Raw genomic sequence first — 20,085 nt, forward strand, 5'->3', positions numbered from 1 at the left:
GCCCCCCCCCCCCCCCCCCCCCCCCCCACGCCCGCCCCCCCCCCCCCCCCCCCCCCCCCCCCCCCCCCCCCCCGCCCCCCCCCCCCCCCCCCCCCCCCCCCCCCCACGGCGCGGTCGGTCTACGGGATCCCCGGGCCGGCCGCGGGCTGAGACCCGCGGCCGGGAACCCGTCAGCGGTCGACGACGAGGAGCGTGTTGCCGTCCGGGTCCGCCACGGTGACGAACAGGCACGTCGCCGGGGCGCCCTGGACGGGGGAGCAGGGTGACCCCGTGCGCGAGAACTCCTCGCGGAACGCCGCCACGTCCTCCACCCGGAAGCTCACCGGTGCCCACGCCAGGCCCGGGCGCACCGGGATGCCGCTGGCGGGGCCCATGAGGGTCAGGCGCCGACCGTCGCCGTCCCGCAGCACCGCGGCGTGCTCCTGCACGTCGGTGGCTTCGAGGCCGAAGCGGCCGCGGTACCAGGCGGCGGCAGCGGTGGTGTCGTGGACCGGCAGGAAGCTGGAGGCCAGGGTCGCGATCATGCCGGCACCGTAGGCGCACCTCCCGACACGACCGCGCCGGGTGGAGGTGCGCCGGGGTTCCCGTCGATCCGGGAGGGCGGTGGGAAGATCCCCGTGAGCGGTGCTCCGAGTACGGTGTCGACGTGACGCGCTGGGGCGGGAGCGGGGACTACGTCGAGGGCGAGCGCGTGTTCGCGCCGCCGCAGGGCAGCTTCGACCCCGACTGGGTCGCAGGCCTGGTCCTCGACCGCTCGGGGAGACCCGCCGCGGTGCCCCGTCACGTCCTCGCCGACGCCGCGCACGCCGACTGGGTCCGGCGCTCTCAGGGCGCTGCGGAGGACGTCCGGGTGCAGGCGCTGGGGGAGGACGGGATCGCGCCGGCCACCGCTCGCGAGGTCGTGCGGGCCGTGGAGGACTTCGTCACCGCCTACGGGATCGGGTGACCCGCGCTCGTGTCCGTGCCGCCGGCCGCTGTCGTCTCGCAGGACATCGGTGACAGTTCCGAACCAAGGCACCGGTGACACTGCTGCCGGTCTTGGTGGCGACACTTCCCGGGCCTCGGGTCTGCGGGTGGAGGGCGTCCATGCCTGCTGGTGAGGCACCTACGACTTACCGCTCATGCCGATGACCGACCTTGCTGACAGGAGCGATCGGGACCGCCACGATCAGCTGATGAGCATGGAAGGACTGCGCGCAGCCCTCGCTCCCACGGCCGGGGAGTGGATCGCTGAGCGGCTGCGCGGCTTCGGCAGCACCGTCGCCTGCAACGTACCGACCGGGTTCGCGGCCTACGCGCGCGTCCTGCACCCCGTGGACCTCTACGCACCCCCCGTGGACTTCGCGAACGACCCCACAGCCGACCCGGCAGAGCACAGCGCGACGCTGACGTGGACGCAGGTGTGCGAACGCACTGGCCGCACCCCGCACGCCCTCATGCAGTGGCGTTCCATCACGACCCCCGCGCCTGGTGTGCAGCTGCCGCTGTCCTCCGAAGGGCGGTGGGACGAGGTGGACGTGCGGGAGGGGACGCTGGAACCGCCGGCGTTGAGCTCGCTGCTGGACGTCCTAGCCCTCTTCACCGGGGAGCAGGAGTGCCACCACGCCCTGTGGGAGGGCTACGGCTGGCTGACCGGCGCCAGCTCCTTCCTCGTCTTCGCCCACGCCGACAGCGAGGGCGGACCGCCACCTCCGCCCCCACGACCTGCGCAGGTGCCGCCCCAGCTGCAGCAGGCCTTGACCGCGCCGCGCTTGTCGCTGCCCGGACGTGACCACCTGCTCCTCGCCGGGCCGCTGCGCGCGGCACTGGCCATGGGGCACCAGGTCACCGACGACTGGTTCGACCCGCAGTCGCCGAACCTGCTGTGGCCGACGGACCGATCCTGGTGCCTGGCCAGCGAGATCGACTTCGACTCCACGCTGATCGGGGGGTCGGTCGAGCTCATCGAGGCGGTGCTGGCCGCGCGGGGGTTGGAGGCGTGGGCGGTGCAGGAGGAGGACGACCTCAGCCTCTTCGCCGACACGCTCAACACGTGAACCTCGGCGAGCTCGGGGCGACGCATTCAGACAAGACGGCACCCACGCGCGCGTACTGACCCCGACTTCACAGTCATCCCGCGCTGCGCGCTGCTCCGGTCAGCGCTCGAGGGCGTCGCGCTGGTCAGTGGCTGCGCCCCCAGGCTTCGAACTGCTCCTGCACCTCGTCGAAGAACGTCGTCTTGGCGCGGGTGTAGTCGTCGTAGTCGGCATCGCCGGCGTGCTCAGCGGCCACGCCGGCCTTGAAGGAGGCGTAGCGATCACGGGCCTCGGGGTGGGCACGCAGCCAGTCGCGGAACCAGACGGCATAGCGCCCCCATGGCGAGGCACCGAGCCGAATGTGCAAGATCGCCGCTTCCGGACCGTCGATGTCGTGGACGAAGAGGCGCTTGCGCCACACCTCGTCGGGCACCTGCTCGGAGCCGCGCGGGATGTCGCGGTAGACCCCCGGGGAGTCTGGACGCGATCCCGTGGTGGGGATGAAGCCGGTAGGGGCCAGCGCCTGGTCCAGCAGCTCGGGTTGAGGCAGTTCACTGACGACGACCTGGAGGTCGATGTAGGCCTTGGCCATCAGGCCGGGTACCGAGGTGGAGCCGATGTGCTCGAAGGACTGACCCACTCCCAAAGGCTTGATCGCGAGCTCTACCGCGGCGAGCAGCTGTGCTGCGCGTCCGGGCCAGGCAGGGTCGTAGGGCTGCAGCACCGCAGGTCCAGGCACGGGTCGGACGGTAGCGAGGAGGGTGCGCGCGGTGTGCCAGTACGAGGGTGTGTCGGCGGTACGAGATGCGCTTCCCGCCGCTGAGGGGCGAGTCGGAGGCCGCACGGTCATCCCGCAGCGCGTGCGCTGTCGTTGGCGGCCGGTACCTGCTCAGCCCTGCGGCTGTCACCGACGTCCTGACACATCGACCGTCACCGGTGTCCTCGTGCAGAACCGTCACCGGAGTCTTGAGGCGTGGCACGTGCCGCCGGCCGCGAAACCGGTACCGCTCGCAGCCCGACGGCGGCACGCTGGCCGGGTGCTCGACGACGCGCGGTTGCAGGAGGTGGCGCAGCGGCTGCTGCGCGTGCCGGGGGTCGAGGCGGTGGCGCTCGGCGGCAGCCGTGCCCGCGGCGAGCACTCCCCGGACTCCGACGTCGACCTGGGGCTGTACTACCGCCCGCCCCTGGACGTGGCGGCGCTCGGGCACCTCGCCCGTGAGGTCGCCGGGCCGGGCGTCCGGGTCACCGAACCCGGCGGCTGGGGGCCGTGGGTCGACGGCGGCGGCTGGCTGAGAGTCGACGGCACCGCTGTGGACTGGATCTACCGCGACCTGGACCGGGTGCAGCGCAGCTGGCGCGGGGCGCAGGACGGCGAGCTCACCTGGCACGCCCAGACCGGCCACCCGCTGGGTTTCCCCGGTTTCGCGTACGCCGGCGAGGCCGCCCTGGGCGTGGTCCTCGCCGACGCCACCGGCGAGCTGACGGCCCTGCACCGCGCCGCACGGGCCTACCCGCCGCGGCTGCGCGAGGCGGTGGTCGCCTCGCTGGGGGAGGCCGCCTTCCTCGTCGGCGGCGCTCGCAAGGCCGCGCCCCGCGGTGACAGCGCCTACGTGGCCGGTTGCCTGTTCCGGGTCCTGCTGCTGTGCGCGCACGCCGTGCACGCCCACGCCTGCCGGTGGGTCGTCAACGAGAAGGGCGCCGTGGCTGCGGCGAGCCGGTTGCCCGAGGCGCCCGAGCGGTTCGGTGAGCGGGTCGACGCGGCCCTCGCCTCCCTGGGCGGTGGGCCGGCGGGCCTGGTGGCCGCGCTGGAGGCCGCCCAGCGGATCGTGGACGACACCGGACGCTGCTGCGGCACGGGCCCGCTCGCCGTGCAGCGGGCGAGCGCGCAGCAGTGGCCGGTGGTGCGCGAGGTCCGGTTGCAGGCGCTGGCCGACGCGCCGCGGGCGTTCGGCTCCACGCTGGCGCGCGAGGAGGGTTTCGACGACGGCACCTGGCGGCGGCGGGTGCAGGACGGCGACTGGTTCCTCGCGTGGTCCGCGGGGCGCGCGGTGGGGGTGGCGGCCCTGGTGCCGAGCGAGGTGGTCCCCCCGGTGGGCGAGCGCGAACTCGTCTCGGTGTGGGTGGAACCCGGCCACCGCGGCGGCGGGACGGCCGCCCGGCTCGTGGAGGCCGCCTGCAGCCGGGCCGCCGCCGGGGGAGCGGCGACGGTGGGCCTGTGGGTGGCCGACGGCAACCCGCGGGCCCGGCGGTTCTACGAGCGGCTCGGTTTCCGCCCCACGGGGGAGCGGAAACCCCTGCCCAGCTCCCCGGACGTCGAGGAGGAGCGACTGCGGCGCGCGGCCGCACCCGGGTGAGCGCCCCGGGCCCGTCCTCAGGCCGGTCGCTCCTCTCGCGAGCCCGCCGTGCCGGCGGTGGGGGAGGTGCGCCGCTCGCGCCGACCGCGCGCCACCTCCGTCGCCAGCGCGTCGAGCGGTTGCGCGAGGGCGGCGAACGGGGCCGCGAGGTGGTCCAGCCACGCGCGCGCCGCGTCCAGCCCGGCGGGGTCGAGGGAGTAGAGGCGGTGGGTGCCCTCGGCGCGCACGGTCACCAGCCCGGCCTCCCGCAGCACTCGCAGGTGCTGCGAGACGGCTGGCTGGGAGATGCTCGTGCGCGCTCGCACCGCCTCCACGAGCGTTCCCGCAGGGTGCTCCCCGTCGACGAGCAGTTCCAGCAGGAGCCGCCGGACCGGTTCGCCGAGCGCTTCGAAGACCCCGGCCACTCAGCCGGCCGTGCCGTTCCCGGGGACGTCGTCCCCCGGGGCGGCCGTGTACGCGGCGACGGTGCGTTCCGCCGCCTCGCGCGCCGCGGTGGTCTCGTCGCCGTCGGCCGCGGCGGCCGACGCCCAGCCCTCGGCCGCGGTCCGCACGAACTCCACACCCTCCGCGGAGGTCAGCAGCCCAGCGGCCAGGGCGGGGTCCACGGCCTCGCCGCTGTCCAGGTGCAGCCCCAGGCCCAGCAGGCCGAGGTCCCACCCCAGGCCCACCGCGCTGGGCCCGAACCGTTCCCACAGCTCCGGGTCGACGGGTGCCTCGTGGAGCAGTTCCAGCAGGGTGCCGCCGTCCTCCGGGGTGAGGGTGACCCGCAGCCAGGACACCACCGGCCCCATCTCCCAGGTGACGGCGAACGTCTCCGGCGCCCGGCACTCCTGGACGAGGCCGCCCGCGTTGCCTTCGAACCGGTAGCGGCCCCCGACGCGCAGCTCCCCGCTGACGGGCAGGAACCAGCGGGGGATGCGCTCGGGGTCGGTCAGCGCGTTCCACACGTCGCCCGGCTCGCCGCGGTAGCCGCGGCGGGCCACGACGACGCGCGTGGGAGTGCCGTCGCGCGAGCCGGTGCGGACCTCGCGCACCACCAGGCCCGCCACGGACACGGGGTCTGCGATCACAGCCACCACCTCCATAAGTATCGACTTATGAAATGACGGTAGTCCCGCGGGTCCGCCGGCACAACCCCCTGGCGCTCGCACCCGCCCCGGGGCCGTGGGAGCCTGCCGCGCGTGCCGCAGCCCCCCGCGCCCCGCACCGGTGCACCCGTCCGCCTGCCGGGGCACCGGCCCGCCCACCTGGCCCGCAGCGGGTTCTTCGACCCGGCCCACCCGGAACGCCCCTGGACGGGCGAGGTGCGCCTGCACCGGTTCCTCGTCGACGGTGACCCCGCCCGCGAGCGCTTCCGCCTCGAGCGCCCCGTGGGCTACTGGGACGCGCGCCTGGGCCCGGTCGTCGTCCCCGCCGACCCCGCGGGGTTCTCCACCGACCTGACGTCCGTGCCGCCGGCGCTGCGCTGGCTCGTGCCCACCACGGGCCGCCACCTGCCGGCCGCCCTCGTCCACGACGGCCTCGTCGCCGGTTCCGACGGGCCGCCCTCCTACCTCGCCACCCGCCCCGTGGACCGCGTCAGCGCCGACCGGCTGTTCCGCCGAGCCCTGCGGGACCTGGGTGTCGCCCCGCTGCGCCGGGAGGTGATGTGGGCGGGGGTGTCCGTCGTCACCGCGCTGACCGGGCCGCTGCGCAGCACGTGGCGCTCGTGGCTGGCCGCGGCCGCCACGGCCGCGCTCGTCCTCGTCGTCGGCACCCTGGCCGTGGTGGACCTCCTCGACCTCGCCCGCGTCCTGCCCTGGATGGGACAGCGGGCGTGGTGGGTGGAGCTGCTGACCGGTGCGGCCGCCGCGCTCACCGTGCCGCTGCTCGCCGCACCCCTGTGGGGCCGCCGGTGGCGCGCCGGCGCCGTCGCCGGGGTGGCCGCCGCCGCCCTGCTGCCCGTCACCGTGGCCGTGCTGCTGGCCTCGGCGTCCTTCGCCGCGGTCGACGCCCTCGCCGGCGGGCGCCCCCGGCGCGCCGCGCGCTGGGCGGTGTTCGCGCTCGCGCTCGCCGGGACCGTCGCCGCCGTCGCCGCCCTGGCCCGCTGACCACGCCGGGCGGTCAGCCCACCTCGTCCGCCCCGTCCGGTGCCCCGCTGCCGTCGGGGCCGGCCACGAAGTCCTCCACCGCCAGCAGGTGGTGACCCATCCGCAGCCGCGCCCGGTCCGGGTCGCGCTCCTGGACCGCCCGCAGGATCGCCCGGTGCTCCTGCAGGGTGCGCTCCAGCGCCCCCTCCTCGGCGATCGCCCGCCACACGCGGGCGCGCGCGGTGCGCCCGGCGAACGCGTGCACCAGCGAGGCGAGCACCGGGTTCCCGCTGGCCGTGGCCACCAGGTCGTGGAACCGGATGTCGGCCTCCACGAACGCGTGCGGGTCGCTCACGTCCCGCGCGGCGTCCGTCGAGTCCTCCAGCGCCGCCCGCAGCCCCGCCAGGTGCTCGTCGTCGGCGTGCAGCGCGGCCAGCCCGGCGGCCTCCGTCTCCAGCAGGCGCCGCACCGCGTGCAGGGCCTGCGCGCCCGGCTGCCGCTGCAGGTCCACCAGGAACGCCATCGGCGTCAGCAGCACGGAGGAGTCCAGGGCGGTCACGTACGTGCCGGCGCCCTGGCGCGACTCCAGCACGCCCATCAGCGACAGCGCCCGCACCGCCTCGCGCAGCGGTCCGCGCGAGACGCCGAGCTCGCGCGCCAGGTCGGCCTCCACGGGCAGCTTCTGGTTCGGGCGCAGCACGCCCTCGGCGAGCATCCGCTTGATGCCCTCCACGACGACGTCCGTCTGCGAGCGCGGCCCACCGCGCTCCCCGCGTGCGCGGTCCTCGTCGACCACGTCTCCCCTCCCGCCGGTCGCTGGAACCCGCGAGCCTAGTGCGCTGCCCCGTGGGCCCCAACGCCCGGCGCCCGGCCCTCAGCGCGGGCAGACGCCGGTGTCCGTGCCGTCGTCCTGCACGAGCGCCGCGAACTCCTCGGAGTCCAGGACCGGTTCGTACCCCAGCCGGGTGCGCGCCGCGGTGAGGTCCCAGTGCTGCCGGCTGTTGCCGGACACCGCGGGGAACACCCCGTGGTGCACGTCGGCGTCCAGGGCGCGCACCACCAGCTGCCGCAGGTCCGCCGGACCCAGCCAGCTCGCCAGCTGCGAGCGCTTCGTCGGTTCCGGCACCGTCGCCCCCAGCCGCAACCCGATCGTGCTCAGCGGCCCGCGCCGGGAGACGACCTGCGCGACGGCCTCGTCGAACACCTTCGTCGCCCCGTACGGGCAGCACGCCCGCGGGGCCCACGCCGCGTCCACGGGGACCCGCCCGTCCGCCTCGTGCGCACCCATCGCGTGCACGGAACTGGCGAACACCACCCGGCGAACCCCGGCGCGCTCCGCCGCCGCCAGCAGCGCCGCGAAACCCTCCACGTTGGGCCCGCGCAGCTCCTCCCACGGGGCCGACGGGTCCGGGTTCCCGGCCAGGTGCACCACGGCACCCACCCCGTCCAGGGCCCGCTCCAGCGCGGCCGGATCGGTCAGTTCCCCGGTCACCACCTCCGCGTCCGGGTGGTCGGCCGCCTCGCGGTCGAACGACCGCAACGGCCGGCCCGCCAGCCCCGGCAGCAGTTGCGCGGCGACGCTGCCCGCCGCGCCCGTCAACAGCACCCGCTCCGCGTCCACACCCCGAGCCTGGCCCACCGCGGCCGCCTCCGCCCTCCGGGGCGCGCCCGCGCGACGACCGGCGGACGCGCCCCGCTCCCCGTGAGCACCACGATGGCGACCGTGCACCCGACGCTGCCCGCCGCTCCGCCGCGCGCCACCGCCCTGACCGAGCGCGTGCCCGCCCCCGACCTGGCGCGCGGGGCGCTGCTGCTGTTCATCTGCCTGGCCAACGTCCACGTCCACCTGCACGCGCGCCCGGCCGGGCTCGCCGGCTACCCCGCCGCCGGCAGCCTGTCGCAGTGGGACCGGGTGGTGACCGTCCTGCAGACCACCCTCGTGGACGCCCGCTCGTTCCCGATGTTCTCCGTGCTCGTCGGCTACGGCACCTGGCAGCTGGTGCGCCGCCACCTGGACGCCGGGGCGCAGCCGGCGCAGGTCCGCCGGCTCCTGCGCCGCCGCGGCTGGGCCCTGCTGCTCATCGGCGCCCTGCACGGGGTGCTGCTGTTCTCCGGCGACATCGCCGGCACCTACGGGGTGCTGCTCGTCCTGCTCGCCGGGGCACTGGCCTCGCCGCGCACGCGCGGCCTGGTCGTCCTCGCCGTCACCGGCACCGTGCTGGCCGGTGCGTTCGGCGCCCTGGCCGCGGTGCCCCTGCCGGACGACGTGCAGGCCCTCGCGGACTCCTCCACCCGGGAGAGCGCCGCCGGGGCGCTGCTGCTGCGCCTGGTCGAGTGGGTCACGGGAACCCTCGTCGGGCCGCTCGTGGTGTTCGGCGCGGTCGCGATCGGGGCGGTCGCCGCCCGCCGCGGGCTGCTCGACGACCCGGCGCGGCACCGGCGCACCCTGCTGGCCGCCGGTGCCGGGGGTGTCGCGATCGCCGCTCTCGGCGGCCTGCCCCTGGCCCTGATCGCCGTCGGCGCCTGGGAACCCGGCAGCACCGCCGCCGTGGTGGCCGGGGCGGTGCACGCCGTCACCGGGTACGCCGGCGGCTTCGGCTACGCGGCACTGGCCGGCCTCGTCGTGGCCGCTGCGGCACGGCGCGGCGGGCTCGCCGCACCGGGCCGCGCCCTGGTCGCCCTGGGGCGGCGCTCGCTGTCCGGGTACCTGGCGCACTCCGTGGTGTTCGCCGCGCTGCTGCCCGCCTCCACCCTCGGCCTGGGCGCCGAGCTGGGCGTGGCGCAGGCGTCGACGCTCGCCGTGGGCACCTGGGTGCTGATCCTGCTCGGTGCGCTCGTGCTGGAACGCACCGGCGGGCGCGGGCCCGCCGAGGTGCTGCTGCGCCGCCTCACCTACGGCCGCCGCTGAACCCCGGCTCGCGCCGCGGCCCGCCACCGGTGACAGTGGGCGGGTGCCGGAGGGGGACAGCGTCTACCGGGTGGCGCGCACCCTGGACACCCGGCTGCGCGGCACCACCGTGCGCGCCGCCGACCTGCGCGTGCCCCGGCACGCCACCGCGGACCTCACCGGCGCCCGCGTCCTGGGCACGGTCCCGCGCGGCAAGCACCTGCTGACCCGCTTCGACCTGGACGGTTCCGCGCTGACCCTGCACACCCACCTGCGCATGGACGGTTCCTGGACGGTCCTGACCCCCGGCAAGGTCCTGCCGCGCCGGCTGGCACCGGACGTGCGGGTGCTGCTGCGCACCAGCGGGCCCACCGCGGCCGGGCTGAAGCTGGGCGTGGTGGAACTGCTGCCCACCGAGCAGGAGCACACCGCCGTCGGGCACCTCGGCCCCGACCTCCTCGACGCGAGCACCCCCCTCGACGAGGTCGTCGCGGGGGCGGTGCGCAACCTCGCGCGGGAACCGGGGCGGCCGCTGGCCGCGGCCCTGCTGGACCAGCGCGTCCTGGCCGGGCTCGGGAACCTGTGGGTGAACGAGCTGTGCTTCCTGCGCGGGCACCTGCCCACCCGCCCCGTCGGCGAGGTCGACCCGGAACCCCTCGTGCGCCTGGCGGCGAAGCTGCTGCGGTTCTCCGTGGCCCCGCACGGCGCGCACCAGGTCACCACCGGCGACACCCGCCCGGGGCGGCAGCACTGGGTGTACGGGCGGGCCGGGCAGCCGTGCCTGCGCTGCGGGACCCCGGTCGAGGTGAGCGCCGAGGTTCCCGGCGACCCGGAGCGGCGCCGCACCTGGTGGTGCCCGCACTGCCAGCGCTGAAACCCGTGGCACGGGCGGCGGACGAGCGGGGCGGACGAGGGGGTCGGAGGATCGTGCACGGGGTTCTCGTGGTGGCGGTGGCCTGCACCGCGGCGGTGCTGGCGGTCCTCGGCGCCGGGGCGGTGCACCGCGACGTCGGCCCGGTCAGGGCCCGGCTCTCGCTCGTGCTCGCGAGCGGTGGCGGCACGCACGTCGCGCTGCCCCCGGTGGGGCGCCTGACCATGGACACGCACTCCGGCCCCCTCGCGCTGCGGGTCGGCGTGCAGGACGTCGACCTGCCCGCGGCCCGCGGCCTGCTGACCGGTGCGGTGCCGCGCGAGGACCTGGTGCGCGACGTGGGGGCGGACGTGCGCTCGGCGCTGCGGGCCCTGGCGCTGCGCTCGACGGCGGTGGCGCTCCTGGCGGGCGCCCTGGCCTGCGCGGTCGTGTTCCGCGACCCGCGCGCGGTGGCCGTGGGCGTCGCTGCGGTGCTCGCGGGGCTCGCCGCCACCGGGGCCGTGGTCGCCGCCACCGCCCGCCCGCAGGCGATCACCCGGCCCACGTACACCGGCCTGCTGGCCCAGGCCCCGGCCCTGGTGGGTGCCGCCCGCAACGCCCGCACCGACTTCGGCGCCTACAGCGAGCGGCTGGCGCAGCTGGCCTCCGACGTCACCCGCCTGTACGCGCGGCTGCAGGCCCTGCCGGAGACGAGCACCGGGGACAGCACGCGGTTGCTGTGGATCTCCGACGTCCACAACAACCCGCAGGCGTACTCGCTGGTGCGCACGCTGGTCGCGCAGTACGACGTGCGGGCGGTCGTCGACACGGGGGACTCCACGGACCTGGGCACGGACGTGGAGAACCGGCAGCTCGCCGGCATCGCCGACCTGCCGGTGCCGTACCTGTGGGTGCGCGGCAACCACGACTCCGCGGCCACGCAGGCGTACCTGGCGGCGCTGCCGAACGTGCGGGTCCTGGACGACGGCGCGACCACGCAGGTCGCGGGGTTGCGCTTCGCCGGGACGGGGGACCCCCGCTTCACCCCGGTCAAGCGGCTGCAGGAGGCCCCGGGGGCGGCCGCCGCCGAACTCGCACGGGCGGGGCAGGCGCTGGCCCGGGCCGTGGACGACTCGCCCGAACCCGTCGACGTGGCCCTCGTGCACGAACCGGCGATGGCGCCGCCGCTGCACGGGCACGTCCCGCTCGTGCTGGACGGCCACGTCCACGAGCGTCGCAGCCGCACCCGCGAGGGGACCCTGGAACTGACGCAGGGTTCCTCCGGCGGGGCGGGGCTGCGCATGCTGGACGGCGGGCGGACCCGCCCGCTGGAGGTCTCCGTGCTGCACTTCGACCCCGCCACGCGGGCGCTGGTGGCCGTCGACGAGATCACGGTCGCCGGCCTCGGGGAGCAGCGCGTGGTCGTCGAACGGCGCCCGGTCTCCTCGTACGGCTCCGCGCAGGAGGCCGGGTGAGCGGGAGGGGGAACCCCGCGCCGGTCAGCCCGCGCTGGAGCCCAGCGGGGCGGGGTCGGTGAACACCGTGGCGCCGTCGTCACCGACGCGGGCGCGCACGACGCTGCCGTAACCCTCCTCGACGAGCTTGTCGAACAGCGGCTGCATCCGCTTGGCCTGCTTCACCAGCGCCACCCGGTACCCCTCGGCGGCCATCTCGCGCTGGCGGCGCACCAGGTCCCCGGCGGGCACGTCCGCCGCGTGGACGAGCGCCACCGCGCGGGAGGCGTCGGTCTCCAGGGCGACGTGCTCGGCGATGCGCTCGAAACCGATGGAGAACCCGCACGCGGGGAGGTCGCGGCCGCTGAAGCGGCCCACCATGCGGTCGTAGCGGCCGCCGCCGGCGATGGAGGAACCCGAGCCCGCCAGCGCCATCTCGAAGATGGGGCCGGTGTAGTACCCCATGCCGCGCACCAGGCTGACGTCGAACACCACCGGCAGTTCCGGCGCCGACACGGCCAGGGCCGCACCGATCTCCCCGAGGCGCTGCACCGCCTGCGCGGGCACCGCGTCCGGCAGCGCCGCGGCCAGCGCGGCGGGGTCCGACAGGGAGGTGATCGTCAGCAGCTCGTCGAGCGCGGAGCGCAGGCTCGCGACGTGCCCGTCGGCGAAGCCCTTCTCGCGCAGCTCGGCCATCACGCCGTCCAGGCCGATCTTGTCGGCCTTGTCCACGGTGATCAGGACGCTGCCGTGCGCGTCCTCGGCGAACCCGCAGCCGGTGAGCAGGCCGGTGAGGACCTCGCGGTCGTTGATGCGCAGCGTCGTGCCGGTCAGGCCGAGCCGGCGCAGCGCGGTGTCGGTGGCGGTGACCAGCTCCACCTCGGCGACGGCCCCCGGCTCACCGACCACGTCGATGTCGCACTGCACGAACTGCCGGTAGCGGCCCTTCTGCGGGCGCTCCGCGCGCCACACCGGGCCGATCTGCAGCAGCTTGGCGGGGGTGCGCAGCACGGCGGCGTTGCTGGCGACGTAGCGCGACAGCGGCACCGTCAGGTCGAAGCGCAGCCCCAGGTCGGCGGCGTCGGCGGGCTTGAGCGCCTCGTCGGGGTCCAGGCCGCGGCGCAGCACCTTGAAGAGCATCTTCTCGTTCTCGCCGCCCTGCCCGGACTCCAGGCGGCTGAGCTCCTCCAGCGCGGGCGCCTCGATCTCGTCGAACCCGAAGGAGCGGTAGACCTCGCGGATCACCCGCAGCGCGTGCTCCCGGCGGGCCTTCTCCGCGGGGAGGACGTCGCGCATGCCGCGCGCGGGGACGATCTTGGAGGCCATGCGCGCCATGGTAGTGGCCCGCCCACGGCGCCCCGGCTGCGTCAGCGCAGGGCCGGGAGCCCTCCCGGCGCCGCCCACGGCGGTGCCGTGCAGGGCAGCGACCACGCGTGGGCGGCGGGGCCGCCCGCGGGCAGCACCAGCGCGCCGCCGTCCACCTCGACCGCCTCCCCGGTCAGCGCGCGCGCCGGGCCGCCGCCCAGCGCGGCCAGCGGCACCCGCACGCGCGGGTGCGCGGCGCGCGCGGCGTGCACGAGCACGGAACCCGCCGGGTGCTCGCGCACGAACGTCAGCGAGTCGGCCTGCACGTGCGCCCAGCGCAGCCCGCCGCGGCGCAGCGCCACGTGCTCTCGGCGCAGCCGCAGCCAGTGCCGGTACTGCGCCAGCAGTTCGCCGTCCCACTCGCCGCGCCGGTGCCAGGGGAACGGCGTGCGCGAGTGCTCCCCGGTCGTGCCCGTCAGGCCGATCTCGTCGCCGGCGAACACCGCGGGCACCCCCGGCAGCGTCGCCTGCAGCGCGAGGGCGACGACGTGGCGGTCCCGGCCCGCGGCGCCGGGGCCGCCCGGCGGCAGCCCGCCGCGCGTGCCGCCGCCCACGACGGTGCGCACGCGGGGGGTGTCGTGCGAGCTCAACGAGTTCGTCGACGCGCACCACGAGCGCCACGGCGCGGACGCCAGGACCTCGCGCACCGTGCCGACGGCCTGCTCGCCGTCCATCGACGGCAGCGGCACCGGTGCGCCCGGGTACGGCAGGCCGTGGGCGTCGGGACCGTCCTCGCCGGGCGTCAGCCACGTCCACACCGGCCGGGTGAAACCCGTGTAGTTCATGGTGCCGTGCCAGCCGTCCCCGGACAGGTCCCCGGAGGCGTCGTGGCCGTGCTCGGCCAGCAGCCACTGTTCCCTCCCGGTCTGCGCACCCGCCGCCGCCAGGGTGCGCCGCAGTTCCCGGGCGACGTCGCCGGCGAGGTCCTGATCGCCGTACCGGCCCGTCATGTTCGCCACGTCGATCCGCCACCCGTCCAGGGAGAACGGCGGGCGGGACCAGCGGCCCACCACGGAGCCGGGCCCGGCGTACAGGGCCTCGCGCAGCGCGGGGGAGTCGTGGAACAGCTTCGGCAGCGACGGCACGCCCAGCCAGCTGACGTAGGAGCCGGGGTGCTCCGTGAACCGGTAGAACGCCGCGGTGGGTGCGGCCGGGTCGGCCTGCGCCCGCCGGAACCACTCGTGCCCGTCACCGGTGTGGTTCGTCGTCAGGTCGCACACGACGCGCAGCCCGCGCCGGTGCGCGGCCGCGGTGAGCCGCTGCAGCGCCCCGTCCCCGCCGAGCCAGGCGTCGACGTGCTCGAAGCCCACCGCGTCGTAGCGGTGCACCGAGCGGCCCTCGAACACCGGGGTCAGGTACAGGCAGGTCGCCCCCAGGTCCACCACGTGGTCCAGGTGCTCGGTGACGCCGTCCAGGTCACCGCCGAACCACTCGCGCGCGGTGTCCGGGCCGTGGGCGGACACCCGGTCGTCCCAGCCGCGCCGCACCGCCCAGGGCGGTGCGGGCCGTTCGACGCCCGAGCGGGCGAAGCGGTCGGGGAACACCTGGTAGACGACGGCGTCCGTCACCCAGCCGGGGGCCGGGTCGTGGGTCACGAGCTGGAAGTCGCCGGCGTCGGTCACCTCGCGCTCGTGCACCCCGGACGCGGTGAGCCAGGCGTGGCGCACCGGGTCCGCGGGCCCGCCGACGAGCAGGAACCGGTAGCGGGTGACGGGGTTGTGCGCCGTCACGGGGACCTGCCACCACGTCGCGCCCGCGGTGCGGTGCACCGCGCTGGCGGCGGTGAACCGCGGCTCACCGTCGTGCACGCTGCGCAGCAGCACCCGCTGCACGGGGTGAGTGCCGGGCACCAGGACGCGCAGCTGCACCTCCTCGCCGGGGCGCGGGGCGGGTTCGGAGACGTACAGCCCGGAACCGTCGTGGTGCGGCAGGCCGAAGAGCCCGTGCCCGGGGGTGCTCACCCCTTCACCGAACCCGCGGTCAGGCCGCCGGTGATGAAGCGCTGCAGGAACTGGAACAGCAGCACGACGGGGACGCTGAACAGGACGGCACCCGCCGCGAACAGTCCGAGGTTGTTGCTGCGGTCGGAGTCGATGATGCCGTACAGGCCGACCGCCAGGGTCTTGGACTCGTCGTCGGTGAGGAAGATGCCGGCGATGAGGAACTCGTTGATGACGCCGACGAAGCTCAGCAGGGCCGTCGTCGCCAGGACGGGGGCGATCAGCGGCAGCACGATGCGGAAGAAGACCTGCGCGTGGCTGGCACCGTCGATCGTCGCGGCCTCGTCGAGCTCCCTGGGCACGGTGTCGAAGAAGCCCTTGATGAGCCACACGTGCAGCAGCGCCCCGCCCATCAGGACCAGGCCGTACCCCACGAGGGTGTTCAGCCCGGCGGCGGGCACGACCTCGCCGACCCCGCTGAACATCGAGAAGATCGCGATGACCGCCAGGAACTGCGGGAACATCTGGATCAGCAGCAGGCTGAGCAGCCCGCCCCGGCGGCCGCGGAAGCGGAAGCGGGAGAAGGCGTAGGCGGCCAGCGCGCTGGCGAACACCTGGGCGGCGGAGACCACCAGGCACAGGACGACCGTGTTGGCGTACCAGCGCACGAACGGCCCGCGCTCACCGCTGAGCAGCCGGGTGAAGTTGCTGAGGGTGAACTCGCGTGGGACCAGACCGGTGCTCGCGACCGTGCCGAGGGGGTTGAACGCCGCGGAGAGGATGAACAGCACGGGGAAGACGGCGAAGGCGACGGCCACCAGCGCCACCACGTGCCGCCAGCCGACCTCGCGCCACCAGCGCGCGCCGTGCGGTCCGGGACGGGCGGTGCGGCTCGGTGCCGCACCGGCGCGGGCGCGGTCGGCGGTCGTGGCGGCGGTGGTGGGCGGGGCCGGGATCGGGGTCGTCATGTCGTCCTCAGTTGACGTCTTCGAGCGATCGGGTGGCGCGGAACTGGACCGCCGCGAGGAACGCGGTCACCAGGAACAGCAGGGCGGAGACGGCGGCGGCGAAGCCGAACTGCGCGCCGGAGCCGCCGAAGGCGAGGCGGTAGGTGTAGCTGATGAGGATGTCCGTGGACCCCGCCGTCGGGCTGTCCGGCGGGAAGGGACCGCCCTCGGTGAGCAGTTCGATGGCGTTGAAGTTGTTGAAGTTGAACGCGAAGGAGGCGATGAGCAGCGGCGTGACGGCCACGAGCAGCAGCGGCAGGACGATCCTGCGGAACGCCGTCCCGGCTCGTGCGCCGTCCATGACGGCCGCCTCGCGCAGTTCGCCCGGGATGGACTGCAGCGCACCGGTGCAGACGACGAACATGTAGGGGAAACCCATCCACACACTGGTCAGCAGCACAGCCGCCTTCGCCAACCAGGGGTCGCCCAGCCAGTCCAGGCGCAGGCCGAGCAGTTCGTTGATCAGCCCGAAGTCCCGGTTGTAGAAGTTCGACCACACCAGCAGGGCGATCACCGAGGGGATGGCGTAGGGCAGCAGCAGCAGCGAGCGGTAGAGGCGCTGACCGCGGATCCGCCGGTCGTCGAGCACGACGGCCAGGGCGAGCCCGACGGCGAACGACAGTCCCACCGCGAGCACGGCGAACGCCAGCGTCCAGGCGAAGACGCGCAGGAAGGCGCCCGAGACGGTGTCGTCGGTGACGATGCGTTCGTAGTTGGACAGGCCCACGCCCTGCAGCCAGCTCTGCGAGAAGGCCGGCCGCCCGTCGGGGCCGACGAAGAACTCGCTGTCGCCCACCACGCCGATCCCGAAGCTCTCGCCGGTGCGGGTGTTCACGATGCTGTCGGTGACCTCGTCGTAGCGCAGCACCGTGCGCCCCTCGAAGGCGCGGGCGACGCCCTGGGCGCGGATCGCACCGTCGCCGGTGGGGACGGTCAGCTCCTGCACGGCGGCGCCGGCGTCGTTGACCTGGCGGGGGGTCAGCAGCGTCCACCCGTCGGCTTCGACGACGCGCCCGTCGGTGACCGTGACGGCACCGGCCTCGACCTCCTGCAGCCCGTCGGCGTCGCCGACGGACACCTCGCCGGTGCGGGTGTCCACGAGGAAGAACGAGAACGGTCCCTCGGTCGCCGAACCCCGGGTGGCGACGGTCAGGGAGTAGGTTGGGGAGTCGGGCAACTGCTCCACGGAACCGCCGACGATGCTGCTGACGGCCTCCTGCTTCGTCCCGCGCTTGCCGTCGCCGAAGTTCGTGAACGACAGCTGCAGGGTGGAGACGATCGGGTAGACGACCAGGGCGAGCAGGAACAGCGTTCCCGGCAGCAGGTACTTCGCGGGGACGAACCGGCTGGTGGAGTAGACGGCGACCAGCGAGACGGCACCGACGACCAGGGCGGTGAGCCCCACCCAGCTCTCCTGCGCGACGAGCGTCGGGGCCAGCCACACGGTGACGGCGGCGACGCTGCCCAGCAGCAGCACGCGGACCAGGGCCGCGGACGCGGTGACGGAACGCCGCCCGACCTCCGCGCCCCGCCGCGGGGCGGGGGCGGTGGGGCGCAGGGGCACGGCGGTGGGCGGACGGGTGGGGGTGGAGGTCACTGCAGGCTCGCGCGGATCGTCTCGCCCGTGGTGGTCATCGTCCGGGCGGGGTCCGCGCCGTTGACGACGGCGGCGTACGCCTTGCCCAGGGGCTCCCAGACGGCGGCCATCTGGGGCAGCGCGGGCAGGATCCGCCCACCGGCGGCGGCCTCGGCGAAGACCGCCGTGTCGGGGTCGGCGGCGGACTGCTCGGCGAGGACCTCGCGCATCGCGGACGGACGGGGCTCGGCCTCGTGCAGCGCCCGCATCGTCTCCGGCCGGGCGGCGGCGTCGAGGACGAACGACTCGGCGAACGCCTTGTTCTCGCCCTTGCTGGCGACGTAGAAGGCCTGCACGCCGGTGAACGGCTGGGCCGGCGCCATCCCCGCGAACCCGGGGACGGGGCTGAGCGCGTAGGGGGTTCCGGAGGTCTTCACGTCGGCGGTCGCCCACGGGCCCGAGACCAGGTAGGCGCAGCGGCCCTCGGTGAACAGCGAGATGGAGTTGTCGCCGGTGATGGAGGTCTTCAGCGCGCCCTGCTGGGCGAGTTCGGCGACCTTCTGCGCGGCAGCGATGGAACCGGGTGCGCCGACCCCCAGGTCGGTGGGCACGTGCTCGCCGGTGCCCGTGGTGCCGAACAGGTAGCCGCCGGCGGAGGTGTACAGCGGCTGCATGTGGTACGCGTCGCCCTCCTGGCCCTGCTGCAGGCACAGCGGGTTCTCTGCGCCCGAGGCCAGCCCGGTGGCCACGACGTCGTCGAAGGTGGCCGGCTGCTCGGGCACCAGGTCGGTGTTGCGGAACAGCGCGAGCGTCTCGACGGCGTAGGGCAGGCCGTAGACCTTGCCCTCGTAGGTGACGCCCTGCAGGGCGATGTCGGTGAACTGCGCCTGCTCGGCCTCCGGCAGGGCGAGGGGGTCGACGGCGCCGTTCTGCACCATGTTGCCGATCCAGTCGTGGGCGCCGATGACCACGTCGGGGCCGTTGCCGGCGGTGTTGGCGGTGACGAAGTTCGTCTGCAGGTCCTGCGAGACGGTCTGGACGGCCACGGTGATGCCGTTCTCCTGGCCGAACCGCTGGGCGACGTCCTCCAGCGCGGCGGCGCGCTTGGCGTCGGCCCACACGACGAGGTCGGCGTCGGCGCGCTCCGGTGCCGCGGTGGACTCGCCGGACGCGGCGGCCTGCGAGGGCGTGGCTCCGGAGGAGGTGGAACCGTCGCCACCGCCGCAGGCGGTGAGGGTGAGCCCGAGGCACGCGGTGAGGGCGAGGGAGCGCAGGAGGGCGGCGCGCGGGGGGGACGTGATCGAGGAGGACACGGGCGAGGAGGACATGCGAGCTCCTGGAGGTGCGGGACCGGGCGGCGGCGGCGGTGCACGGCGCGGCGGCGCGGGTTCTGCTCCGTTGTCAGAACACGGCAACCGTAGCAATAACTTGCAAGAGGTGGAAGCGTCTTCCACGACTCGCGGGCCGCGGGGTCCGCTACCGTCGCCGAGTGACTGCTCGACTGGCCCAGGTGGCGGCGCAGGCCGGCGTCAGCGAGGCGACGGTCAGCCGCGTCCTCAACGAGCGCCCCGGGGTGGCGGAGTCCACCCGCCAGGCCGTCCTGACCGCGCTCGACGTGCTCGGCTACGACCGCCCCTCCCGGCTGCGCGAGAGCGCCGCCGGCATGGTGGGCCTGATCGTCCCGGAGCTGTCGAACCCGGTGTTCCCCAGCTTCGCGCAGGTCATCGAGACCGGTCTGGTGGTCAGCGGCTACATGCCCCTGCTGTGCACCCAGACCCCCGGCGGGGTCCAGGAGGACGACTACCTGCGGATGCTGCTGGACCGCGGCGTCTCGGGCGTCGTCTTCGTCTCCGGCCTGCACGCCGACACCACCAGCGACCCCAAGCGCTACGTGCGCCTGCGCGACCGCGGCCTGCCGCTGGTGCTCATCAACGGGTACCAGCCGGACGTCGACGCGCCCTGCATCTCCAACGACGACGCCGCCTCCATCGAGCTGACGGTGAGCCACCTGACCGCGCTGGGCCACGCGCGCCTGGGCCTGGCGATCGGCCCGGAGCGCTTCCGGCCGGTCGAGCGCAAGACCGCCGCGTTCGCCGCCGCCGTGCGCCGGTACGTGGGCTCCGGCGCCCCGGCCCCCGTGGAGAACAGCGTCTTCTCGGTGGAGGGCGGTTACGCGGCGGCCGGCCGGCTGCTGGACGCGGGCGTCACCGCGATCGTGTGCGGCTCCGACCCGATGGCGCTGGGAGCGGTGCGGGCCGTGCGCGACCGCGGCCTGGACGTGCCGCGCGACGTCTCGGTCGTCGGCTCGGACGACTCCCCGCTCATGGCGTTCACCGATCCGCCGCTGACCACCGTGCGCCAGCCGGTGCAGGCCATGGGTGACGCCGCGGTGCGCGCGCTGGTGGACGAGATCGCCGGGCACCCCACCCCGCGCGGGGAGTTCCTCTTCCGCCCGGAGCTGGTGGTGCGCGCCTCCACGGGCGCCGCTCCGGCCCGCTGAGGAGCGCGGAGCGCCGTCTCGGGGGCCGGCGCTCCGCCGGCTTCTGCAAGTTCTTGCAAACTCAGCGG

The 20,085-nt window shown here is 75.4% G+C and carries 18 protein-coding genes and 2 pseudogenes; 9 read left to right on the forward strand and 11 right to left on the reverse strand.

All coding sequences use genetic code 11. The features are described from left to right. Positions 1-170 precede the first annotated feature (170 nt). Entirely contained in the window at positions 171-524 is a 354-nt protein-coding gene (locus ACRYR9_RS13850; protein WP_432494510.1) for a VOC family protein, read from the reverse strand. 122 nt (positions 525-646) lie between these two features. Between ACRYR9_RS13850 and ACRYR9_RS13855 the strand changes: the two genes are divergently transcribed. Beyond that, positions 647-946 (forward strand): hypothetical protein, encoded by a 300-nt coding sequence (locus ACRYR9_RS13855; RefSeq protein WP_432494512.1) that lies wholly within the window; start codon positions 647-649, stop codon positions 944-946. Between the two features lie 229 nt (positions 947-1,175). Next, the gene (locus ACRYR9_RS13860; RefSeq protein WP_432494514.1) at positions 1,176-2,036 is read left to right on the forward strand and encodes a hypothetical protein; all 861 of its coding nucleotides are present in this window, start codon (positions 1,176-1,178) and stop codon (positions 2,034-2,036) included. 124 nt (positions 2,037-2,160) lie between these two features. Here the strand turns inward: ACRYR9_RS13860 and ACRYR9_RS13865 are convergent, their stop codons facing one another. Continuing rightward, entirely contained in the window at positions 2,161-2,754 is a 594-nt protein-coding gene (locus tag ACRYR9_RS13865) for a GrpB family protein (RefSeq protein ID WP_432494516.1), read from the reverse strand. Between the two features lie 298 nt (positions 2,755-3,052). Here ACRYR9_RS13865 and ACRYR9_RS13870 point away from each other — a divergent pair. Both ACRYR9_RS13870 and ACRYR9_RS13875 read left to right on the forward strand, forming a co-directional pair. Further along, positions 3,053-3,865 (forward strand): annotated as a pseudogene (locus ACRYR9_RS13870) (nucleotidyltransferase family protein); the annotation flags it as partial. Positions 3,866-3,994: 129 nt separating this feature from the next. Further along, positions 3,995-4,369: pseudogene (locus ACRYR9_RS13875) on the forward strand (GNAT family N-acetyltransferase); the annotation flags it as partial. Positions 4,370-4,386: 17 nt separating this feature from the next. On the opposite strand, the gene ACRYR9_RS13880 reads toward ACRYR9_RS13875, so the two are convergent. Both ACRYR9_RS13880 and ACRYR9_RS13885 read right to left on the reverse strand, forming a co-directional pair. Next, entirely contained in the window at positions 4,387-4,773 is a 387-nt protein-coding gene (locus tag ACRYR9_RS13880) for an ArsR/SmtB family transcription factor (RefSeq protein ID WP_432494518.1), read from the reverse strand. After that, the gene (locus ACRYR9_RS13885; RefSeq protein WP_432494520.1) at positions 4,774-5,445 is read right to left on the reverse strand and encodes an SRPBCC domain-containing protein; all 672 of its coding nucleotides are present in this window, start codon (positions 5,443-5,445) and stop codon (positions 4,774-4,776) included. 105 nt (positions 5,446-5,550) lie between these two features. Between ACRYR9_RS13885 and ACRYR9_RS13890 the strand changes: the two genes are divergently transcribed. Then, on the forward strand, positions 5,551-6,459 hold the full coding sequence (locus ACRYR9_RS13890) for a DUF1353 domain-containing protein (RefSeq protein WP_432494522.1): 909 nt from the start codon (positions 5,551-5,553) through the stop codon (positions 6,457-6,459). Positions 6,460-6,472: 13 nt separating this feature from the next. Here the strand turns inward: ACRYR9_RS13890 and ACRYR9_RS13895 are convergent, their stop codons facing one another. Both ACRYR9_RS13895 and ACRYR9_RS13900 read right to left on the reverse strand, forming a co-directional pair. Continuing rightward, on the reverse strand, positions 6,473-7,234 hold the full coding sequence (locus ACRYR9_RS13895; protein WP_432494524.1) for a FadR/GntR family transcriptional regulator: 762 nt from the start codon (positions 7,232-7,234) through the stop codon (positions 6,473-6,475). Positions 7,235-7,312: 78 nt separating this feature from the next. Continuing rightward, positions 7,313-8,059 carry an NAD-dependent epimerase/dehydratase family protein gene (locus tag ACRYR9_RS13900; RefSeq protein ID WP_432494526.1) on the reverse strand — a complete coding sequence of 249 codons (747 nt, stop codon included), beginning with the start codon at positions 8,057-8,059 and terminating at the stop codon, positions 7,313-7,315. Between the two features lie 81 nt (positions 8,060-8,140). On the opposite strand from ACRYR9_RS13900, the gene ACRYR9_RS13905 reads away from it, so the two are divergent. Genes ACRYR9_RS13905 through ACRYR9_RS13915 form a run of 3 tightly spaced genes read left to right on the forward strand, consistent with a single transcriptional unit; the run spans position 8,141 to position 11,650 of the window. After that, the gene (locus ACRYR9_RS13905; protein WP_432494528.1) at positions 8,141-9,346 is read left to right on the forward strand and encodes a DUF418 domain-containing protein; all 1,206 of its coding nucleotides are present in this window, start codon (positions 8,141-8,143) and stop codon (positions 9,344-9,346) included. Between the two features lie 43 nt (positions 9,347-9,389). Further along, on the forward strand, positions 9,390-10,199 hold the full coding sequence (locus tag ACRYR9_RS13910) for a DNA-formamidopyrimidine glycosylase family protein (protein ID WP_432494530.1): 810 nt from the start codon (positions 9,390-9,392) through the stop codon (positions 10,197-10,199). A gap of 53 nt (positions 10,200-10,252) precedes the next feature. Further along, the gene (locus tag ACRYR9_RS13915) at positions 10,253-11,650 is read left to right on the forward strand and encodes a metallophosphoesterase family protein (protein ID WP_432494532.1); all 1,398 of its coding nucleotides are present in this window, start codon (positions 10,253-10,255) and stop codon (positions 11,648-11,650) included. Between the two features lie 24 nt (positions 11,651-11,674). Here the strand turns inward: ACRYR9_RS13915 and hisS are convergent, their stop codons facing one another. Genes hisS through ACRYR9_RS13940 form a run of 5 tightly spaced genes read right to left on the reverse strand, consistent with a single transcriptional unit; the run spans position 11,675 to position 18,845 of the window. Beyond that, a complete protein-coding gene (gene hisS, locus ACRYR9_RS13920) occupies positions 11,675-12,955 on the reverse strand; it encodes a histidine--tRNA ligase (protein WP_432494534.1) in 1,281 nt (426 codons plus the stop codon). A 41-nt stretch (positions 12,956-12,996) separates the two neighbouring features. Beyond that, positions 12,997-14,955, reverse strand: a complete 1,959-nt coding sequence (locus ACRYR9_RS13925) for a glycoside hydrolase family 13 protein (protein WP_432494536.1) — start codon at positions 14,953-14,955, stop codon at positions 12,997-12,999. Further along, on the reverse strand, positions 14,952-15,902 hold the full coding sequence (locus ACRYR9_RS13930; RefSeq protein WP_432494539.1) for a sugar ABC transporter permease: 951 nt from the start codon (positions 15,900-15,902) through the stop codon (positions 14,952-14,954). Before ACRYR9_RS13930 ends, ACRYR9_RS13925 begins: the two co-directional genes overlap by 4 nt. Before the next feature lie 7 nt (positions 15,903-15,909). Further along, on the reverse strand, positions 15,910-17,505 hold the full coding sequence (locus ACRYR9_RS13935; protein ID WP_432494564.1) for an ABC transporter permease subunit: 1,596 nt from the start codon (positions 17,503-17,505) through the stop codon (positions 15,910-15,912). Between the two features lie 29 nt (positions 17,506-17,534). Beyond that, positions 17,535-18,845, reverse strand: coding sequence for a sugar ABC transporter substrate-binding protein (locus ACRYR9_RS13940; protein WP_432494542.1), 1,311 nt, complete (start codon positions 18,843-18,845; stop codon positions 17,535-17,537). A gap of 161 nt (positions 18,846-19,006) precedes the next feature. Between ACRYR9_RS13940 and ACRYR9_RS13945 the strand changes: the two genes are divergently transcribed. After that, on the forward strand, positions 19,007-20,017 hold the full coding sequence (locus ACRYR9_RS13945; RefSeq protein WP_432494544.1) for a LacI family DNA-binding transcriptional regulator: 1,011 nt from the start codon (positions 19,007-19,009) through the stop codon (positions 20,015-20,017). The last annotated feature ends 68 nt before the right edge of the window (positions 20,018-20,085 follow it).

The sequence above is a fragment of the Kineococcus auxinigenes genome, assembly GCF_050871525.1.
Lineage (GTDB): Bacteria > Actinomycetota > Actinomycetes > Actinomycetales > Kineococcaceae > Kineococcus.

Bases quoted from the DNA above. Each gene is read 5' to 3' on its own strand.
- hisS (WP_432494534.1), bottom strand. From the start codon at position 12,955: ATGGCCTCCAAGATCGTCCCCGCGCGCGGCATGCGCGACGTCCTCCCC.
- ACRYR9_RS13850 (WP_432494510.1), bottom strand. From the start codon at position 524: ATGATCGCGACCCTGGCCTCCAGCTTCCTGCCGGTCCACGACACCACC.
- ACRYR9_RS13940 (WP_432494542.1), bottom strand. From the start codon at position 18,845: ATGTCCTCCTCGCCCGTGTCCTCCTCGATCACGTCCCCCCCGCGCGCC.
- ACRYR9_RS13930 (WP_432494539.1), bottom strand. From the start codon at position 15,902: ATGACGACCCCGATCCCGGCCCCGCCCACCACCGCCGCCACGACCGCC.
- ACRYR9_RS13860 (WP_432494514.1), top strand. From the start codon at position 1,176: ATGAGCATGGAAGGACTGCGCGCAGCCCTCGCTCCCACGGCCGGGGAG.